15 protein-coding genes and 1 riboswitch are annotated in these 15,446 nt (G+C 66.3%); of the genes, 9 read left to right on the forward strand and 6 right to left on the reverse strand.

All coding sequences use genetic code 11. The features are described from left to right. Nucleotides 1-112: 112 nt before the first annotated feature. Entirely contained in the window at nt 113-1,132 is a 1,020-nt protein-coding gene (locus ACM0O9_RS11360; RefSeq protein WP_005420683.1) for a ribonucleotide-diphosphate reductase subunit beta, read from the forward strand. A 102-nt stretch (nt 1,133-1,234) separates the two neighbouring features. Here the strand turns inward: ACM0O9_RS11360 and ACM0O9_RS11365 are convergent, their stop codons facing one another. After that, nucleotides 1,235-1,870, reverse strand: a complete 636-nt coding sequence (locus tag ACM0O9_RS11365; RefSeq protein WP_065178409.1) for a LysE family translocator — start codon at nt 1,868-1,870, stop codon at nt 1,235-1,237. A 90-nt stretch (nt 1,871-1,960) separates the two neighbouring features. On the opposite strand from ACM0O9_RS11365, the gene ACM0O9_RS11370 reads away from it, so the two are divergent. The 5 genes from ACM0O9_RS11370 (at nt 1,961) to ACM0O9_RS11390 (ending at nt 6,022) form a co-directional block, all read left to right on the forward strand. Beyond that, a complete protein-coding gene (locus ACM0O9_RS11370) occupies nt 1,961-2,362 on the forward strand; it encodes an acyl-CoA thioesterase (protein WP_414603797.1) in 402 nt (133 codons plus the stop codon). A 43-nt stretch (nt 2,363-2,405) separates the two neighbouring features. Next, entirely contained in the window at nt 2,406-3,212 is an 807-nt protein-coding gene (locus ACM0O9_RS11375; protein ID WP_065178410.1) for an NAD-dependent protein deacetylase, read from the forward strand. A gap of 159 nt (nt 3,213-3,371) precedes the next feature. Further along, nucleotides 3,372-4,472, forward strand: coding sequence for an NADH:flavin oxidoreductase/NADH oxidase (locus ACM0O9_RS11380; RefSeq protein WP_081280882.1), 1,101 nt, complete (start codon nt 3,372-3,374; stop codon nt 4,470-4,472). Nucleotides 4,473-4,665: 193 nt separating this feature from the next. Then, nucleotides 4,666-5,166: a hypothetical protein gene (locus ACM0O9_RS11385; RefSeq protein ID WP_065178411.1), complete on the forward strand. Its 501-nt coding sequence runs from the start codon at nt 4,666-4,668 to the stop codon at nt 5,164-5,166. Nucleotides 5,167-5,266: 100 nt separating this feature from the next. After that, nucleotides 5,267-6,022, forward strand: coding sequence for a hypothetical protein (locus ACM0O9_RS11390; RefSeq protein WP_139726611.1), 756 nt, complete (start codon nt 5,267-5,269; stop codon nt 6,020-6,022). 26 nt (nt 6,023-6,048) lie between these two features. On the opposite strand, the gene ACM0O9_RS11395 is transcribed toward ACM0O9_RS11390, so the two are convergent. Beyond that, entirely contained in the window at nt 6,049-6,960 is a 912-nt protein-coding gene (locus ACM0O9_RS11395) for a LysR family transcriptional regulator (protein WP_069138218.1), read from the reverse strand. 114 nt (nt 6,961-7,074) lie between these two features. On the opposite strand from ACM0O9_RS11395, the gene purU reads away from it, so the two are divergent. Continuing rightward, nucleotides 7,075-7,926, forward strand: a complete 852-nt coding sequence (gene purU, locus ACM0O9_RS11400) for a formyltetrahydrofolate deformylase (RefSeq protein ID WP_164230165.1) — start codon at nt 7,075-7,077, stop codon at nt 7,924-7,926. Nucleotides 7,927-8,213: 287 nt separating this feature from the next. Here purU and pncA read toward each other — a convergent pair whose 3' ends face one another. The 4 genes from pncA to ACM0O9_RS11420 all read right to left on the reverse strand — a co-directional run bounded on the left by pncA (nt 8,214) and on the right by ACM0O9_RS11420 (nt 12,543). Beyond that, nucleotides 8,214-8,840, reverse strand: coding sequence for a bifunctional nicotinamidase/pyrazinamidase (gene pncA, locus ACM0O9_RS11405; RefSeq protein WP_235649704.1), 627 nt, complete (start codon nt 8,838-8,840; stop codon nt 8,214-8,216). A 55-nt stretch (nt 8,841-8,895) separates the two neighbouring features. Next, nucleotides 8,896-9,567 (reverse strand): epoxyqueuosine reductase QueH, encoded by a 672-nt coding sequence (locus tag ACM0O9_RS11410; RefSeq protein ID WP_061480745.1) that lies wholly within the window; start codon nt 9,565-9,567, stop codon nt 8,896-8,898. Nucleotides 9,568-9,706: 139 nt separating this feature from the next. Further along, a riboswitch (cobalamin riboswitch) is annotated at nt 9,707-9,920 on the reverse strand. A gap of 98 nt (nt 9,921-10,018) precedes the next feature. After that, a complete protein-coding gene (locus tag ACM0O9_RS11415; RefSeq protein WP_414603798.1) occupies nt 10,019-11,428 on the reverse strand; it encodes a nicotinate phosphoribosyltransferase in 1,410 nt (469 codons plus the stop codon). 65 nt (nt 11,429-11,493) lie between these two features. Then, nucleotides 11,494-12,543 carry a bifunctional nicotinamide-nucleotide adenylyltransferase/Nudix hydroxylase gene (locus ACM0O9_RS11420; protein WP_065178416.1) on the reverse strand — a complete coding sequence of 350 codons (1,050 nt, stop codon included), beginning with the start codon at nt 12,541-12,543 and terminating at the stop codon, nt 11,494-11,496. A 239-nt stretch (nt 12,544-12,782) separates the two neighbouring features. Here ACM0O9_RS11420 and ACM0O9_RS11425 point away from each other — a divergent pair, with 239 nt between their 5' ends. Together ACM0O9_RS11425 and ACM0O9_RS11430 are read left to right on the forward strand one after the other, a co-directional pair. Continuing rightward, on the forward strand, nt 12,783-14,630 hold the full coding sequence (locus ACM0O9_RS11425) for an RpoH suppressor (RefSeq protein ID WP_414603799.1): 1,848 nt from the start codon (nt 12,783-12,785) through the stop codon (nt 14,628-14,630). Nucleotides 14,631-14,673: 43 nt separating this feature from the next. Beyond that, nucleotides 14,674-15,111, forward strand: coding sequence for a YfbO family protein (locus ACM0O9_RS11430; RefSeq protein ID WP_065185588.1), 438 nt, complete (start codon nt 14,674-14,676; stop codon nt 15,109-15,111). Nucleotides 15,112-15,446 lie beyond the last annotated feature (335 nt).

Here is a 15,446-nt window from a genome sequence, read left to right on the forward strand (position 1 = left end):
CTCGAACACCTCGCACCTGTAGAGCCGAGCCATGCTCGGCTGCAGCACGGAAACACCAAGGTAGCGCCGGGCCATGCCCGGCGTTTTGACCCGAGAATTCAAGGGAACACCCATGGCCGACAAGCCCAAGCAGATGCTGCTCGATCCCGGTTTTGAACTGACCCTGCGCCCGATGCGCTACCCGCAGTTCTATGACATGTACCGGAATGCGATCAAGAACACCTGGACGGTGGAAGAGATCAACTTCCAGATCGACATCACCGACCTGCACAGCAAGATGTCGCCGGGCGAGCGCCACCTGATCCACCGCCTGGTCGCGTTCTTCGCCACCGGCGACTCGATCGTGTCCAACAACCTGGTGCTGAACCTGTACCAGCACCTCAATGCGCCGGAAGCGCGCATGTACCTGTCGCGCCAGTTGTATGAAGAAGCGCTGCACGTGCAGTTCTACCTGACCCTGCTCGACAACTACCTGCCGGACCCGGAAGAGCGCGCCAAGGCGTTCTCGGCGGTGGAGAACATCGACTCGATCAAGAAGAAGGCCGATTTCTGCTTCAAGTGGATCGACTCGATCCAGGACCTGACCCGCATCGAGACCCGCGAACAGCGCCGCCAGTTCCTGCTCAACCAGATCTGCTTCGCTGCCTGCATCGAAGGCCTGTTCTTCTTCGCTGCGTTCGCCTACGTGTACTACTTCCGTTCGCGCGGCCTGCTGCCAGGCCTGGCCTCGGGCACCAACTGGGTGTTCCGCGACGAAAGCGCGCACATGGAGTTCGCCTTCGAGTCGGTGCGCGTGGTGCGTGAGGAAGAGCCGGACCTGTTCGACGATGAAATGAAGCAGCAGGTCTACGACATGCTGGCCGAAGCCATCGAATGCGAAGTGCAGTTCGCCGAGGACGTGCTGTCCGGTGGCGTGGCTGGCATTTCCACCCGCGACATGCGCCAGTACCTGCAGCACTGCGCCGACCAGCACTTTGCCAAGCTGGGCATGGAAAAGAAGTACAACGTGCGCAACCCGCTGCCGTTCATGGAACTGCAGGACGTGCAGGAACTGACCAACTTCTTCGAACGCCGCGTCTCGGCCTACCAGGTCGGCGTGCAGGGCGAAGTCGCCTTCGACATGAACTTCTGATCGAACCGGTCAGGCCTGTCGCAACGAAAGACCCCGGCCAATGCCGGGGTTTTTTGTTGCGCGCCTGGCTTTTGTAGAGTCGAGCATGGCTCGACTCTACGATCAGCGCCGCCCTTCCACCGCCATGCGCACCGCCAACCCGGCCAGCACCGTGCCCATCAGCCAGCGCTGCACCCTCTGCCAGGTGGGGCGCGCGGCCAGGAAGCCGGCGATGCTGCCGGCGGTCAGCGCGATCAGGCCGTTCACGCTGACGCTGACCAGGATCTGGGTGCAGCCCAACACGATCGACTGCATCAGCACACTGCCTTCGCTGTCCGGATGCAGGAACTGCGGCAGCAGCGACAGGTACATCACCGCCACTTTCGGGTTCAGCAGATTGGTCAGCAAGCCCATCGTGAACAGTCTGCGCGGGCTGTCCTGCGGCAGCTCGCGCACCGCGAACGGCGAACGGCCGCCGGGCTTCAGCGCCTGCCACGCCAGGTAGAGCAGGTACAGCGCGCCACCGATGCGCAGCGCCTCATAGGCGAACGGCACGGTCATCAGCAGGGCGGTGATGCCCAGCGCCGCGCACAGCATGTAGAACACGAAGCCCAGCGCCACCCCGGCCAGCGAGATCAGCCCGGCGAGCGGCCCTTGGCAGATCGAGCGCGAGATGACGTAGATCATGTTCGGCCCGGGCGTGAGCACCATGGCCAGGGAAACCAGCGCGAAGGCCAGCAGGTCGGAAAGTGCGGGCATGGGCGGTCCTGGCAGTGGGCGTGGCGCAGTGTAGCGCCGCCTGCACGGGGCCTGGCTTAAAATTGACGGACCCCACACCGAAGCACCCCCATGACCCCGATCCTCGAGACTGTGCCGCCCACTGAAGTGCGCATGGCCGAAATCGTCTTCCCCAACCACACCAACCACCTCGGCACCCTGTTCGGTGGCCAGGCATTGGCGTGGATGGACAAGGCCGCCTTCCTGGCTGCCGCCCGCTATTCGCGACGCACCGTGGTGACCGCGCGCAGCGACCAGGTCGACTTCAAGCTGCCGATCCGCATCGGCCAGATGGTGGAAACCATCGGCCGCATCGTCGAAGTCGGGCGCAGCTCGATGAAGGTCGAGGTCGAACTGGTCGCCGAGGACCTGCACAGCGGTGAGCGCAAGCTGTGTACCCGCGGCCACTTCGTGATGATCGCGCTGGACGAGGACGGCCACCCGATCGCGGTGCCGCCGCTGCCGGCCGCCTGAGCCGGCGCTTGCACGGGCGCTGCGGCGCCCCCATCTGGCAGCCATGACCTCGCCGCTGACCGACTTCATCGACCGCGCCCAGCGCCTGTTCGTGCTGACCGGCGCCGGTTGCAGCACCGCCTCGGGCATCCCCGATTACCGCGATACCGACGGCCAGTGGAAGCGCACGCCGCCGGTGACCTACCAGGCGTTCATGGGCGAAGCGGGTACCCGCCAGCGCTACTGGGCACGCAGCCTGCTGGGCTGGCCGCGCTTCGGCCTGGCCCGGCCCAACGGCACCCACCAGGCCTTGGCCACCCTGGAAGCGCGCGGCACGCTGCAGGTGCTGCTGACCCAGAACGTGGACGGCCTGCACCAGCGCGCCGGCAGCCACAAGGTGATCGACCTGCATGGCCGCCTGGACCGGGTGCGCTGCATGGGCTGTGAGCGCCGCAGTGGCCGCGAGGATTTCCAGCAGCGGCTGCTGGACGCCAATCCGGGCTGGGATGCGCTGGAGGCCGGTATCGCGCCCGATGGCGATGCCGATCTGGAGACCGATTTCTCCACGTTCGTGGTGCCCGATTGCCCTTACTGCGGCGGCCTGCTGAAGCCGGATGTGGTGTTCTTCGGCGAGAACGTGCCGCGTGAACGGGTGGCGGCGGTGCACGATCACCTCCAGCAGGCCGACGCCGTGCTGGTGGTAGGCTCGTCGCTGATGGTCTATTCCGGCTTCCGCTTCGTGCAGGCGGCGGCGAAGGCAGGAGTGCCGGTGGCGGCGCTGAACCGCGGCCGCACCCGAGCCGACGACCTGCTGTTGTTCAAGGATGAGCGGGACTGCGCTGAAGCGCTGGCCGCCTGGGCTTCGCGCTGAGCCGAGCATGGGCTCGGCTCTACAAGGGGCGAGGGCTTCTGTAGGGCCGAGCGCACGCTCGGCTGCTGCAGGTCACGCGAAACAGCGATCCATCCAGATGGTTGATCCGCGAGCCGCGCAGCGGTGCAATACGCACCCCCTACGTCGTTCATCACCGTCTTGAGCCAGCTGTTCTCGCCGATTTCATTCGGCCCCCTCACCCTGTCCAACCGCATCGTCATCGCGCCGATGTGCCAGTACTCCGCCGAAGACGGTCGCGCCAGCGACTGGCACGCCATGCACCTGGGCAACCTGGCGCAGTCCGGCGCCGGCCTGCTGATCCTGGAAGCCACTGCGGTCGAGCCGCGCGGCCGCATCAGCTGGGCCGACCTGGGCTTGTGGGACGACGGCACCGAGGCCGCGCTGGCGCAGGTGCTGGCCAGCGTCCGCCGCTGGTCGCCGATGCCGCTGGGCATCCAGCTCGGCCACGCCGGTCGCAAGGCCTCGGTGAAGCGCCCGTGGGACGGCGGCGGCCAGCTGCCGGGCGATGATGCGCGTGGCTGGGCCACGGTGGCGCCGTCGCCGCTGCCGTTCCATGCCGCCGATCCGGCACCGCAGGAACTGGACGAGGCCGGCATCGCCGAGCTCATCGCCGCTTTCGCCGCCAGTGCGGTGCGCGCCGAGCGCCTGGGCTTCGAGCTGATCGAGCTGCATGCCGCGCACGGCTACCTGCTGCACCAGTTCCTGTCGCCGCTGAGCAACCACCGCACCGATGGCTATGGCGGCTCGCTGCCGAACCGCCTGCGCCTGCTGGTGGAGGTGTTCGACGCTGTGCGTGCGGCGGTATCGGACAAGATCGCCGTGGGCGTACGCATTTCCGCCAGCGACTGGGTCGATGGCGGCTGGGACCTGGTGCAGAGTGAAGCGCTGGCCCAGGTGCTGGACGCGCGCGGCTGCAATTTCCTGCATGTCTCCAGCGGTGGCCTGGACGAACGCCAGAAGATCACCGTCGGTCCCGGTTACCAGGTGCCGTTCGCCGCGGCGATCAAGACCAAGGTACGCATGCCGGTGATCGCGGTGGGCATGATCACCGAGCCCGAGCAAGCCGAATCGATCCTGCGCCATCGCCACGCCGATGCGGTAGCGCTGGCACGCGGCATCCTCTACGACCCGCGCTGGCCGTGGCACGCTGCTGCCGCATTGCGCGACAGCGTGGAGCCGGCGCCGCAGTACCTGCGCTGCGAGCCGCGCGATGCGCGCGGCGTGTTCAAGGCGCGCTGACGCAGTCTGCGAGCGCATTGTGACGCTTCAGGATGCAGGGGATCTGCGTGACGGCGAGTTGCGGCATAGCCTGTCGCAACGAACTAGGAATGATTGCGGATACTACTTTATGTGAATGACACCTCATTGCGCTGGGTGCGGACATTGCAACGTTGAGCTGCACACATGGGTGTGCAGCCAATGGAGAAACGCAATGAAACCCATGATGCTGATGGTTCTGCTCTCGGCTTTCTCACTGCCCCTATCAATGCCTGCCGTCGCAGGTGATGACGCCGCGAGTGTCACCGGGGCGGAGAATGTTTCGCTCATGCACGCCCCTGTGAACTCGCGGGGGCGGCTTGATCTTCACATGATCGAGCTCTCTCCCGAATCCCCACTGATGTTGCTTTCACCCCTTGCGCGCAAGCAGTTTGTCGATTCGCTGGTGTTTGGAGATCGCGGACTGGCCAGCTTCAGCTACGAGCCCATCGTCTCTGAACTGAGTGCAGGTGAAGCCTATCGGCTCCTGTCACTCTTCGGGGCACAGCGCGCAATTGTGCACATCCCGGGATTGCGGAAGGAGTCGGAAGCGGATCATGTGGTCGTGCGGTCGGCCAATCCAAACCCGGTATTCGAAGATTATCCGGGCTACGCCTGTTCAGGGCGTGCGACCTGTTCAACCTCCATGAGCAGCATCTGCATGTCGAGTTGCTGATCGCATGATTGGTCGCATGCTGCTTTGGTGTTTGCTGCTGCCCACAAGTACGTGGGCAGCAACTCCAGTAGACGCTCAACTGCGTGAAATGGACCGGGAGATGTTGGCCGCTGGCGCTTCAGACCGAGTCGAGAAGCTGGTGGATGCCTATTCGTCATGGGAGTCTTCCAGATCTTCAGGGGATGGTTGCGGCAGTTTGAGCGATCTGGAACTTGAGGCCGCGTTCCGCGCCAGCTTCTACATCTCAATGTACGTTGGAGACGAGAAATGGCTTGGCAAAGTGCGATGCATTCATGCAGAACTGGGGCGGAGAGGTATTGCCACAGAGACAACGCACCGGAAAATGCACGCGGTCCTGGTGCAGGTTCGACATTTTGCTGAGGCCAATGAGCTGCGTGAGAGGGCGTCATTGCGTGTAGATGAACTTCCCGAGATAGAGCGGAACGCACCCGACCAGCAGGGCGTTCTCCACCCTCTTTCGGGTGGGAAGCTGGAATGGCGGCGCTGGACGTACAGGGAGGGAATGGAGGTGGTCGTCTATGTCAGTCCGGCATGCGCTCCCTCGCGAAGCGCGATGCACGTGATCATGAACGAACCAGAATGGACATGGATTCGATCCAGCGTGCGCTTTGTCGTGCGTCGGTCTCCTGCGTGGCCGCAGCCGGGTGTCAGTGAGTGGAACAGAAGCAATCCCTCTCATCCCATGTTGCTCCAAGCGGGGCCCGAGGGCTGGAAAGAACTGGATGTCCATGAAACTCCGGTATTCCATGTCTTCAGGAATGGCCTGCGCCTGCGCACCCTGACAGGATGGGCAGAGGCCAGTGCTCACCTGATGCGCCTGAAGGAGAGTTTCTGACCGCGAAGGCCCTCCGCTCCTCCCCGTCACACCCGCCAGGCCGGCGCCATGCCGGCCTGCAGATGCTCGAACAGCGCGCGGATCTTGGCGGTGAAGTCGCGGCGGTCGCTGACGCAGAAATAGACCTCCATCGGCTCCGGGCGCCACGCCGTGTCGGCGCCGAACACCGCCTGCAGGCGGCCGTCGCGCAGGTAGGGCTCGGCCACGAACGCAGCCAATCGTGTGATGCCGGCACCGGCCGCCGCCAGCGACGCCAGCGCATCGATGTCATCGCAGACCATGCTCGGCGGCAGCGCGGCGTCCACGCGCTGGCCGTCCTTCAGCAGGCCCCAGCGCAGCGGCCGGCCATCGGTGGGGAAGCGATGCAGCAGCCCGCGATGGCTGCCCAGGTCCGAGGGTTCCTGCGGCGTGCCATGGGTCTTCAGGTAGGTTGGTGAGGCGCAGAACACGAATGGCACGCGCGCCAGCTGCCGTGCGACCACACCGTCCTCCAGCTGCGCGCCGATGCGGATGCTGGCATCCACCGCCTCTGGACCATGCTGCACGGCGCGGTCGGTCAGGCGCAGCTCCAGCTGCAGTTGCGGGTAGCGCTGCTGCAGTGACGGCAGCAACGGTGCCAGCACGTGGCGGCCGAAGGCGCTGCTGCTGGCGATGCGCAGGGGACCGGCCGGTTCGATATCACCGGCAGTCACCATCGCCTGCGCGCGCGCCAGGTCGCCCTCGATGTGGCGCACCTGCGCCAGGTACAGCGCGCCGGCCTCGCTGAGGGCCAGCTGGCGCGTACTCCGGTTCAGCAGCCGTACGCCCAGATGCGCTTCCAGTCGGTTGATGTTCTGGCCGACTGCGGTGGCGCTGATGCCAAGGATGCGGGCCGCGGCGGCAATGCTGCCGGTCTCTGCGGTGCGGGTGAAGCTGCGGATCAGTTGCAACAGGTTCATGACCGACCAGCTTGCCACGGTGATGGGCAAGTATCGCTTGGGACTGAACCAAGCGGTTCGGTTGCATCGGTGATCATCCGGCTGCTGGGCAGGAAGCTGCCCTACACTGTGGAGATGCGCCCCGATTCCATCCTCACCCTGTCCTGCCCCGACCGTACCGGTATCGTCTACCGAGTGTCCGGCCTGCTGTTCGACCACGGCTGCAACATCCTCGACGCCCAGCAGTTCGGCGACGAGGAAAGCGGCCGCTTCTTCCTGCGCGTGCATTTCGACCGCGATGCCAGCCTGCCGCTGGAGACCGTGCATGCCGCGATGGCCAAACTTGCCGAAGGCTTCGGCATGGACTGGCAGCTGCATGATGGGCGCCGCCGGGCACGCCTGCTGGTGCTGGTCAGCAAGCAGGGGCACTGCCTCAACGACCTGCTGTTCCGTGCCCACAGCGGCCAGCTGAAGGTCGATATCGCGGCGGTGGCGTCCAACCACGCCGACTTTGCGCCATTGGCCGCGTCCTACCAGGTACCGTTCCACCACCTGCCGGTGACCGCCGATACGCGTGCGGTGCAGGAGGAGCAGATCATCGACCTGGTCGAGCGTGAGCGCATCGACCTGGTGGTGCTGGCGCGCTACATGCAGATCCTGTCACCCACGCTGTGCCGCGCGCTGGCCGGCCGTGCGATCAACATCCATCACAGCTTCCTGCCCAGCTTCAAGGGCGCTCAGCCGTATCATCAGGCGCACGCGCGCGGGGTCAAGATCATCGGCGCCACCGCGCATTACGTCACCGAGGATCTGGACGAAGGCCCGATCATCGAACAGGACGTGGCCCGCGTGGACCACGCGATGGCGCCGCGCGAGCTGGTGCGGCTGGGCAGCGATACCGAATCGCTGGTGCTGGCGCGCGCGGTGCGCCGCCATGTGGAGCACCGCATCCTGCTCAACGGGCACCGCACGGTGGTGTTCCGGTAATCGCCCATCCCGCGTCCGCCGGGCATGGCCCGGCGCTACCACGGGTGCTATCCGGTAGTGCCGGCCGCTGGCCGGCAACTGCAGAGATCCCGAGGTTGCCGGCCAGCGGCCGGCACTACCGAATCCTGATTTCATCCAATGAAAAGCCCCCGGTTCGGCCGTCCCGCGATCTATAGGGGGGCGTAGTTAGGGGGCTGGATGAATCGATTGTGTTGTTGTGGGCAGGAGCGCGCAAGCGGCATAAGCGACGTGCGCGGTAGCGCCGGGCCATGCCCGGCGGTCACGCCTCAGGCGATCGCGATCCCTGCCTTGCCCAGCGCTTCGCGCACCATCGCGTCGTTGGCCTCGGTCACCGGCCGGGTCAGGTCCCACAGGAACTTCACCCGGAAGCCGGATTTCACCGCGTCCTGCGCGCTCCACAGCACGCAGTAGTCGCGTGCCAGGCCGCACACGTGCACCTCGCGGATGCGGCGCTCATGCAGCCAGCCGGCCAGGCCGGTGGCCGGGCGCTCGCCATCGGGGCCGTGGTTCTCGCGGAAGGCGCTGTACGAATCCACCTGTGGGCGGGTGCCCTTGCGCAGGATCAGGTCGGCCACGGTCCAGTCCACGCCCGGGTGCAGGTCGGCACCCGCGCTGCCCTGCACGCAGTGGTCCGGCCACAGGGTCTGCGGCTGCGCGTGCAGCAGGATGGTTTCGAACGGTCGCTTGCCGGGGTGCTGGCTGGCGAACGAGGCGTGGTCGGCCGGGTGCCAGTCCTGGGTCGCCACCACGGTGCGGTAGCGACGCTGTGCCAACAGATCGCCAATCGGTGTTACCAGCGCATCGCCCTGGTCGCAGGCCAGCGCACCGCCGGGCATGAAGTCCGGCTGCAGGTCGATCACCAGCAGGGCGACATCGGCGGGCAGGGCAATCATGGCAGATCCACTACATCAGAAGGAGCGACCAGCGTGGCCGCCCCATGCCTGCACGTCAATCGCCCTGCGGCGCCTCAGCGTCCTGCCCGTAGTACAGCAGGCCGATCCTGATCCGCTCGCGGCCGTTCTCGCGGCGGTGGCGGTTGGCATCGCGCAGCGAGTACACGCAGCCGCAGTACTCCTGCTGGTAGAACTGCTCGCGCTTGCTGATCTCGATCATGCGGCTGGCACCGCCGCCCTTGCGCCAGTTGTAGTCCCAGTACTGCAGGCCTTCATAGCGCGACGCCGCGCGGATGCCGCAGTCGTTGATCTGCGCCATGTTCTTCCAGCGCGAGATGCCCAGCGACGAACTGATGGTGTCGTAGCCGTGCTCGTGCGCGTACAGCGCGGTGCGTTCGAAACGCATGTCGAAGCACATCGTGCAGCGGATGCCGCGCTCGGGCTCGTTCTCCATGCCACGCGCACGGCTGAACCAGTTGTCGGTGTCGTAGTCGCAGTCGATGAACGGAATGCCGTGCTGCTCGGCGAAGCGGATGTTCTCCTGCTTGCGCAGCTCGTACTCCTTCACCGGATGGATGTTGGGGTTGTAGAAGAAGATCGCGTAGTCGATCCCGGAAGCGGTGATCGCCTCCATCACTTCGCCCGAGCACGGCGCGCAGCACGAATGCAGCAGCAGGCGCTTGCCATCGGCGGGCAGGGTCAGGGTGGGGCGTTGGAACTCGGTCATCGTGGCGTGCGTCAGGGCGTGGGAGCGGTCTGGCCGGTTACCGTGAACAGGACGCGCGCGGCCACGCCGCCTGTACGTGCAGGCGGGCGATGGCCCCGGCGCCCTCCCCGCGGAGAGTCCAGGTCGAATCAGGGGACGGTCGTGTCCCCCGGCCGGGGCCGGTATTCGGGCTGATGGACACGGGCCGCAGCCCACCTACTCCCTGCCGCTTCCCAGGCGCGAGCCCAGTGCTGTTGGCAGGATTCGTTTCCATTCACCGCTGCGGGGCAGCTCCGGAATGGGCGCACGAAGCGCCTTCACCGGATTCCCGTTTAACTCCCTGCCGCCATCCAGCCACGGCAGGGATACCTTCGGCGTGCCCACGGTGGACGCGTTGCCGGCGTGGGTCAAGGGGCACCGGGGTCGGAGCCCTTTGCGCTGCAACGGGATCCGACCCCGGTCGGGATGCGCCTCAACGCCCCGCCGCAGCCCGCGCGCGGATCTCATCCAAGCGCTGGTCGTGCAGCAGGCGCCCGTTCTCCCACACGGTCACCATCGCATCCTCGAAGCCGGTCGGCAGCGCCTCGTCACCGCTGGGAGGCAACGCCACCGTGTGCAGGCTGCCGTCATCCAGGCTCCGCAGCAGGCGCATGCGGCCACGCTTGCTGGTCTTGCCGGCATCGGTGACCGGGTCCTTGTAGACGTCGATCCACTCACCCTCGACCCGTGCTGCCGAGCACTTCAGCGCGAACTTCTGGGTGTCGCGGTCCAGCCGCTGCAAAAGCGCGCCGCCCATGCCGAAGGCCACGTTGTCGGCGGCGTAGCCGTCTTCGGTGATGCGCTGCAGGATGGCGCGGATCGTATCCGGGTTGATGCCATCGCCCTGGATCACCCGCACGTGGTTGAGTACGCGGTAGCCCTTGCCGTTGAGGGTGTGGCCGAATGCTTCATCCAGCCGGCGCAGGCTTTCGGCCACCACGTCCACCGGGTCACCCGAGTCGGGGCGGATGACCAGGGTGGCGCCCGAAGCGATCACTTCATCACGCAGCGTCGTGCCCCAGTGTTCACTGATCGCGCGGTAGATGTCATAGCTGTCCGACACCACTGCCACGATCGCGCCCGGCTTGCCGAACTGGCGCAGCATGTTGCGGTAGGCGTCCACTTCGCGCTCGCGGCCCCAGCTGGTGATGGTGCTGTGCTCGGCGGCGGGAATCGAATAACCGGCCATCGGCGCGTGATAGTGCGCGCGGGCCAGGCACAGGGCCGATACAGTGTCGGTGCCGAGGAAGTTGACCAGGTGTGCGGCACCGCCCAGCGCGGCCGATTCCAGGCTCGATACACCGCGGGCGCCGAAGTCGTGCAGCTTGAACGGCAGCTGCCCCTGCGGATCGTCGCTGGTCTGCTGCAGGAACGCAGCAATGGTCTGCCGTGCATGCCAGCTGATGGTGGCCACGGTGACCGGGTACCACACGCGCAGCAGCAGCGTTTCCAGGTACGACGGCACCCAGAATGCAGCCGGGTCGGTCGACTCGACGGTCATCAGTGCCTGGTGGGTGGGTACCACGCTACCCTCGGGCACGGCACGGATGCGCACCGGCAGGTGGCCGCCGAGCCGATCGACGATATCGCGCCAGCCGGCTTCGTTGAACGGCTCGCCATGGGCGGCGAATACCGCAGCTGCGTCGTCGATGTCGGCGTGGGTGACCGGCCGTGCCAGGGCGTCCTTGAGGATCGCCTGCAGGCCGAAGAACACCGTGCGATCGTGCAGGCCGCCACGTGATTCCACGTAGAAGAACGTGGCATCGGTACCCGGCGGGTACTGCAGCCAATGGCTGGCCTTGTAGCTGTCGGTGTTGAGGAGAAGGTTATCGAGGTAGTGCATGACGGAAGCTCCTTCGCGTCGAGTGACACCAGCGGTCTATCCGCCGGTGGGGAGAGCCGGGCAGGTCAGCCGCGGCCGAGGAAATACTCCAGGATGTGCAGGTGGTCTTCGAACAATTGCGGGCCCATGTCCAACGCCTCACTCACCGGTATCCAGCGCGCCTTGTCGGCGTCGTCGCCACCGCGCACCGGCGGCAGGTCACCGGCCGGGAATTCGAAGTGGAAACCGTGGGTGATGGTGCGGCCGCGCTGGCTGCGGTCGGGGTGGTCGAATACCTGCTGGCCCTTCAGCGAACCCTTCAGCACCGGCAGCGGAATCTTAAGGCGGGTTTCCTCGCGCAGTTCGCGCAGGCAACTGTCCAGCAGGCTCTGCTCCTGGCCAACGAAACCGCCGGGCAGCGCCCACAGGCCCTTGCCGGGCTCCGAACGGCGCCGTACCAGCAGCACGTGGCCCGAATGCACCACCACCGCATCGGTGGTGACGAAGGTGGGCGCGTAGGGCGCATCCTTCCAGGCGGCCTTGTACTGTTCGATGAAGCGGTACTCGGCCACCAGCTGGGCATACGCAGGCGCGCTTTTGCGGAACGCTTCGAGCATGTCGTACACCGGCGCCGGCACATTGCCACGCAGCATCAGCAGCGCGCCGTGGAAGTCGACGTCGCCGGCTTCGAACAGGTAGCGCCGCAGCTCGGTGGCCGACAGGGTGGCGGTGTGCTGCACGTCCACCAGCGGCCATTGCGGGAACTCCCGCAGGTAGTAGCTGGAGGCATCCTTGTCCATGCCGATCAGGCCCACCTTTGCATCGGCGGCGGCACCGTCGTTGCGCAGGGCGTCGGCCACCTGGCGCTGCACGTTGGCGATCCACTGTGCTTCGTTGTACAGGTGGTCACGCAGCGGGCGGATCAGCAGGCGGTCGGTGTGGCCATCGAGGGCGGCCTGGATCATCACGGCGCGTTCGGCCACGGTCCAGGGATTGCGGAGGCTGCGGGGGGTATCGGCAGAGCCGACCAGGAAGATCAGCTTGCGGGCCCGGCTCAGGGCCAGGCGGGCAACGGCGGCGTGGCCGTTGTGGAAGGGCTCGAATCGCCCGATGAAGACGAGATAGTCGAATTCCATGAGAATCCCTCATGTCGTTGTGGCAGCCGCGGGTCTGTCCCTTGGCTTGCTGCAGATGCTACGCCGATGGTGTAGCCGGTCAAGCCTGCAGGCCTGCCATCTGCTGAACGCCGCAGATTCCTGCCCGGACTGCGGTGGTGTTCTCAGGCCCTGAGAAGCCGCTGCGCCATACTGGCATCCACGCGGCGGACGGTAGGCTCGGGGGCAAGACGGTGGCGGACAAGTACTGCGATCTGGTCATGAAAGGCGGCATCACCAGCGGCATCGTGTACCCCAACGCGGTACTGGCGCTGGCACGCGAGTATCGGTTCAAGAGCATCGGCGGCACCTCTGCCGGCGCCATCGCTGCGGCGGTGGCGGCTGCGGCGGCATACGGTGATCGGCGCCAGCAGGCCGGCGAGCACCTGCCCGGTGATGCCGGTTATGGCGGGCTGTCGGCGGTGTCGGCGCAGTTGTCGCGGCGGGGGTTCATCTACAGCCTGTTCCAACCGGCGCGGGGCGCGCGTGCGGCCTATCGGCTGCTGGTGGTGCTGACCGGCAATGCCAGCTTGCCGCACAAACTGCTGTGCCTGGCGGTGGCGGTATTCGAGATCGCGCCGCTGGAAGTGCTGGTGTCGCTGGCGCTGCTGCTCGGTCTGGGCGGGTGGGGCGGTGGTTGGAGCGGCGTGGCCGCGACGCTGCTGCCGTCGCTGCTGTGCGCCTACGGTGCAGGCGTGGCCGGAGCCGCGCTGCGCGTGGCGCGCGTGGCCCGGCGCAACCTGCTGGGCCTGTGCAGTGGCCTCGGTCGCGATGCACGTAAACCGGCATTGACCGAGTGGCTGCATGAATGCCTGCAGCAGTTGTCCGGCAAGCCGCTGGATGCACCGCTGACCTTTGCCGACCTGCATGACGCGCCGCGCTATGCCGGCGAGCCGGACAGCCCGCATGCGATCAGCCTGCAGATGATCACCACCTGCGTATCGCACAACGAACCACGCACACTGCCGCTGGGCGGCGCGCAGTTCTGGTTCCTGCGCGAGGAGTTCGAGCAGTTGTTCCCCGCCAGCGTGGTGCAGTGGCTGGTGACGCAGGCCGGCCCGCCGCTGGAGGTGGAAGGGCGCCGGTACTACCACCTGCCGCAGGGTCCGAAGCTGCCGGTGCTGGTGGCCACGCGCATGAGCCTGAGCTTCCCGTTGCTGATCAGCGCGGTGCCGCTGCATGAGCCCTCGCGCCGCGAACGCCGCTGCGAACCCACTGCACCTGCCGCCGACCAGGAACACAACGTGGCCGACAGCATGGAAGGGCTGACCAGCGCCGGGCAGACCTGCGGCCCGGTGATTACCGCGCTCCGCATCTGCTGGTTCTCCGATGGTGGCATCAGCAGCAACTTCCCGATCCATCTGTTTGATGCCGCCCTACCGCGCTGGCCGACCTTCGCCATCAACCTGGTCTACCCGCAGCATGCCGAGGACGTGGGACGTGGCAGTGATGGCCGACAGGCGCTGGAACGTGCCGTGTTCCTGCCCACCGAAAACCGCCACGGTTGGCAACGGCATTACCAGTCCATTGCCACGCCGCTCGCCGCAGCCGAGCTGGGGCGCTTCCTGTTCGCAGTCGTGGCGACCATGCAGAACTGGCGTGACCTGCTGCAGGCACGCGCGCCGGGTTACCGCGACCGTATCGTGCACGTCAGCCTGCAGGGCGACGAAGGCGGCATGAACCTGGACATGCCGCAGGAGGTGCTGACCCGCATCGCCGACAAGGGCAGCCTGGCGGGCGCGCGCTTCTGTTCGTTCTCGTTCGGGAACCACTACTGGATCCGCTGGCGCAACCTGGCCTCGGCCTATCAGCGCTACACGTTGGAAGTGGCGCGTACCGACGACCCGGCGCAGCAGGTGCTGGCCTATCGCGCGGCGTACTCGATGGTTGCCCGTGGCGAGCCGGCACCGCCGTCGTACAAGCTCGGCTCGGAAGACAAACGTCGCGGCTCGCAGCAGCTGTGGGCGCAGATGGTCGAGCAGGGCCGCACGTGGGAAGACCTTGGCCCGGACCTGACCGACGGCGCACCGCGCCCGCTGCCGCAGATGAAGGTGACGCCGATCTACTGAGCGCGATCGATACAATCGTGCTTCATGTCGCAAGGAGCTGTGGATGTCTGCCCGCCAGGAACTGCTGGATCTGCTTGAACGCCTCGATACTCGCGACCCGGAACACCTGCCGGTGGTGCCACTGGCTGCGTACTTCGAAGGCAATGATTTCGAAGAATGCATCGCGCCCAACCAATGGGGTTTCGGCCGCCCGCCGATTGCCGAGCTGTACGCGCGCCTGGCCGTGATTGCAGCGAAGCCTGAAGTGGAAGGCGTGTACGTCGGCCTGCACCAGGACTGGGGCAGTGCATTGGAAGACGACAGCGAATGGCCTGCTGCGGAGAACGTGCATGTGCTGACCAGTGCCGACGTCGAGACCGTGGAAGGCTGGCTGCAGGGTCTGGAATGCGACGGTGTGGGCGAAGGCTGGCCGTACGGCCAACACATCGACGCACCTGTGCCCTCGGAAGGCCACCGCGTACTGACCGTGTTCTGGGACTAAAACGCGCCAACCAGGGTTGGCACCTACCAGTAGAGCCACGCCACGCGTGGATGCATTCCAAAATGAGAATTCATCCGGATGGGGTGGGTCCGGTGGCAGGGGCGTGAGCCGCATGGGCCCGAGGCGTGCCTCGGGCGGGTTGGGCAGGACGCCCAACCCCGCTCTTGCCGTGTGCGCAGGACGGCGCACACGAGCAAGCGGCGACCGAGCTTACATGGGTGAGGACGCTTTGCTTGCGAAGCACTGCTTCGCAAGCGCCCGAACGCACAGCCGCCAGCGGCTGGGCCGGGCCCCGGAGGGGTACTTGCAGCGTCCCCTGCAACCGGACCCACCCC

The sequence above is a fragment of the Stenotrophomonas sp. FR012 genome (assembly GCF_047520565.2).
GTDB classification, from domain to species: Bacteria; Pseudomonadota; Gammaproteobacteria; order Xanthomonadales; family Xanthomonadaceae; genus Stenotrophomonas; species Stenotrophomonas sepilia.

Coding starts and splice junctions, on each gene's coding strand:
- pncA (WP_235649704.1), bottom strand. CDS start 8,840: ATGATTGCCCTGCCCGCCGATGTCGCCCTGCTGGTGATCGACCTGCAG.
- ACM0O9_RS11375 (WP_065178410.1), top strand. CDS start 2,406: ATGACCTCGCCGCTGACCGACTTCATCGACCGCGCCCAGCGCCTGTTC.
- ACM0O9_RS11430 (WP_065185588.1), top strand. CDS start 14,674: ATGTCTGCCCGCCAGGAACTGCTGGATCTGCTTGAACGCCTCGATACT.
- ACM0O9_RS11420 (WP_065178416.1), bottom strand. CDS start 12,543: ATGGAATTCGACTATCTCGTCTTCATCGGGCGATTCGAGCCCTTCCAC.
- purU (WP_164230165.1), top strand. CDS start 7,075: ATGCGCCCCGATTCCATCCTCACCCTGTCCTGCCCCGACCGTACCGGT.
- ACM0O9_RS11410 (WP_061480745.1), bottom strand. CDS start 9,567: ATGACCGAGTTCCAACGCCCCACCCTGACCCTGCCCGCCGATGGCAAG.
- ACM0O9_RS11425 (WP_414603799.1), top strand. CDS start 12,783: ATGAAAGGCGGCATCACCAGCGGCATCGTGTACCCCAACGCGGTACTG.
- ACM0O9_RS11360 (WP_005420683.1), top strand. CDS start 113: ATGGCCGACAAGCCCAAGCAGATGCTGCTCGATCCCGGTTTTGAACTG.
- ACM0O9_RS11370 (WP_414603797.1), top strand. CDS start 1,961: ATGACCCCGATCCTCGAGACTGTGCCGCCCACTGAAGTGCGCATGGCC.
- ACM0O9_RS11395 (WP_069138218.1), bottom strand. CDS start 6,960: ATGAACCTGTTGCAACTGATCCGCAGCTTCACCCGCACCGCAGAGACC.
- ACM0O9_RS11390 (WP_139726611.1), top strand. CDS start 5,267: ATGTTGGCCGCTGGCGCTTCAGACCGAGTCGAGAAGCTGGTGGATGCC.
- ACM0O9_RS11385 (WP_065178411.1), top strand. CDS start 4,666: ATGAAACCCATGATGCTGATGGTTCTGCTCTCGGCTTTCTCACTGCCC.
- ACM0O9_RS11415 (WP_414603798.1), bottom strand. CDS start 11,428: ATGCACTACCTCGATAACCTTCTCCTCAACACCGACAGCTACAAGGCC.
- ACM0O9_RS11365 (WP_065178409.1), bottom strand. CDS start 1,870: ATGCCCGCACTTTCCGACCTGCTGGCCTTCGCGCTGGTTTCCCTGGCC.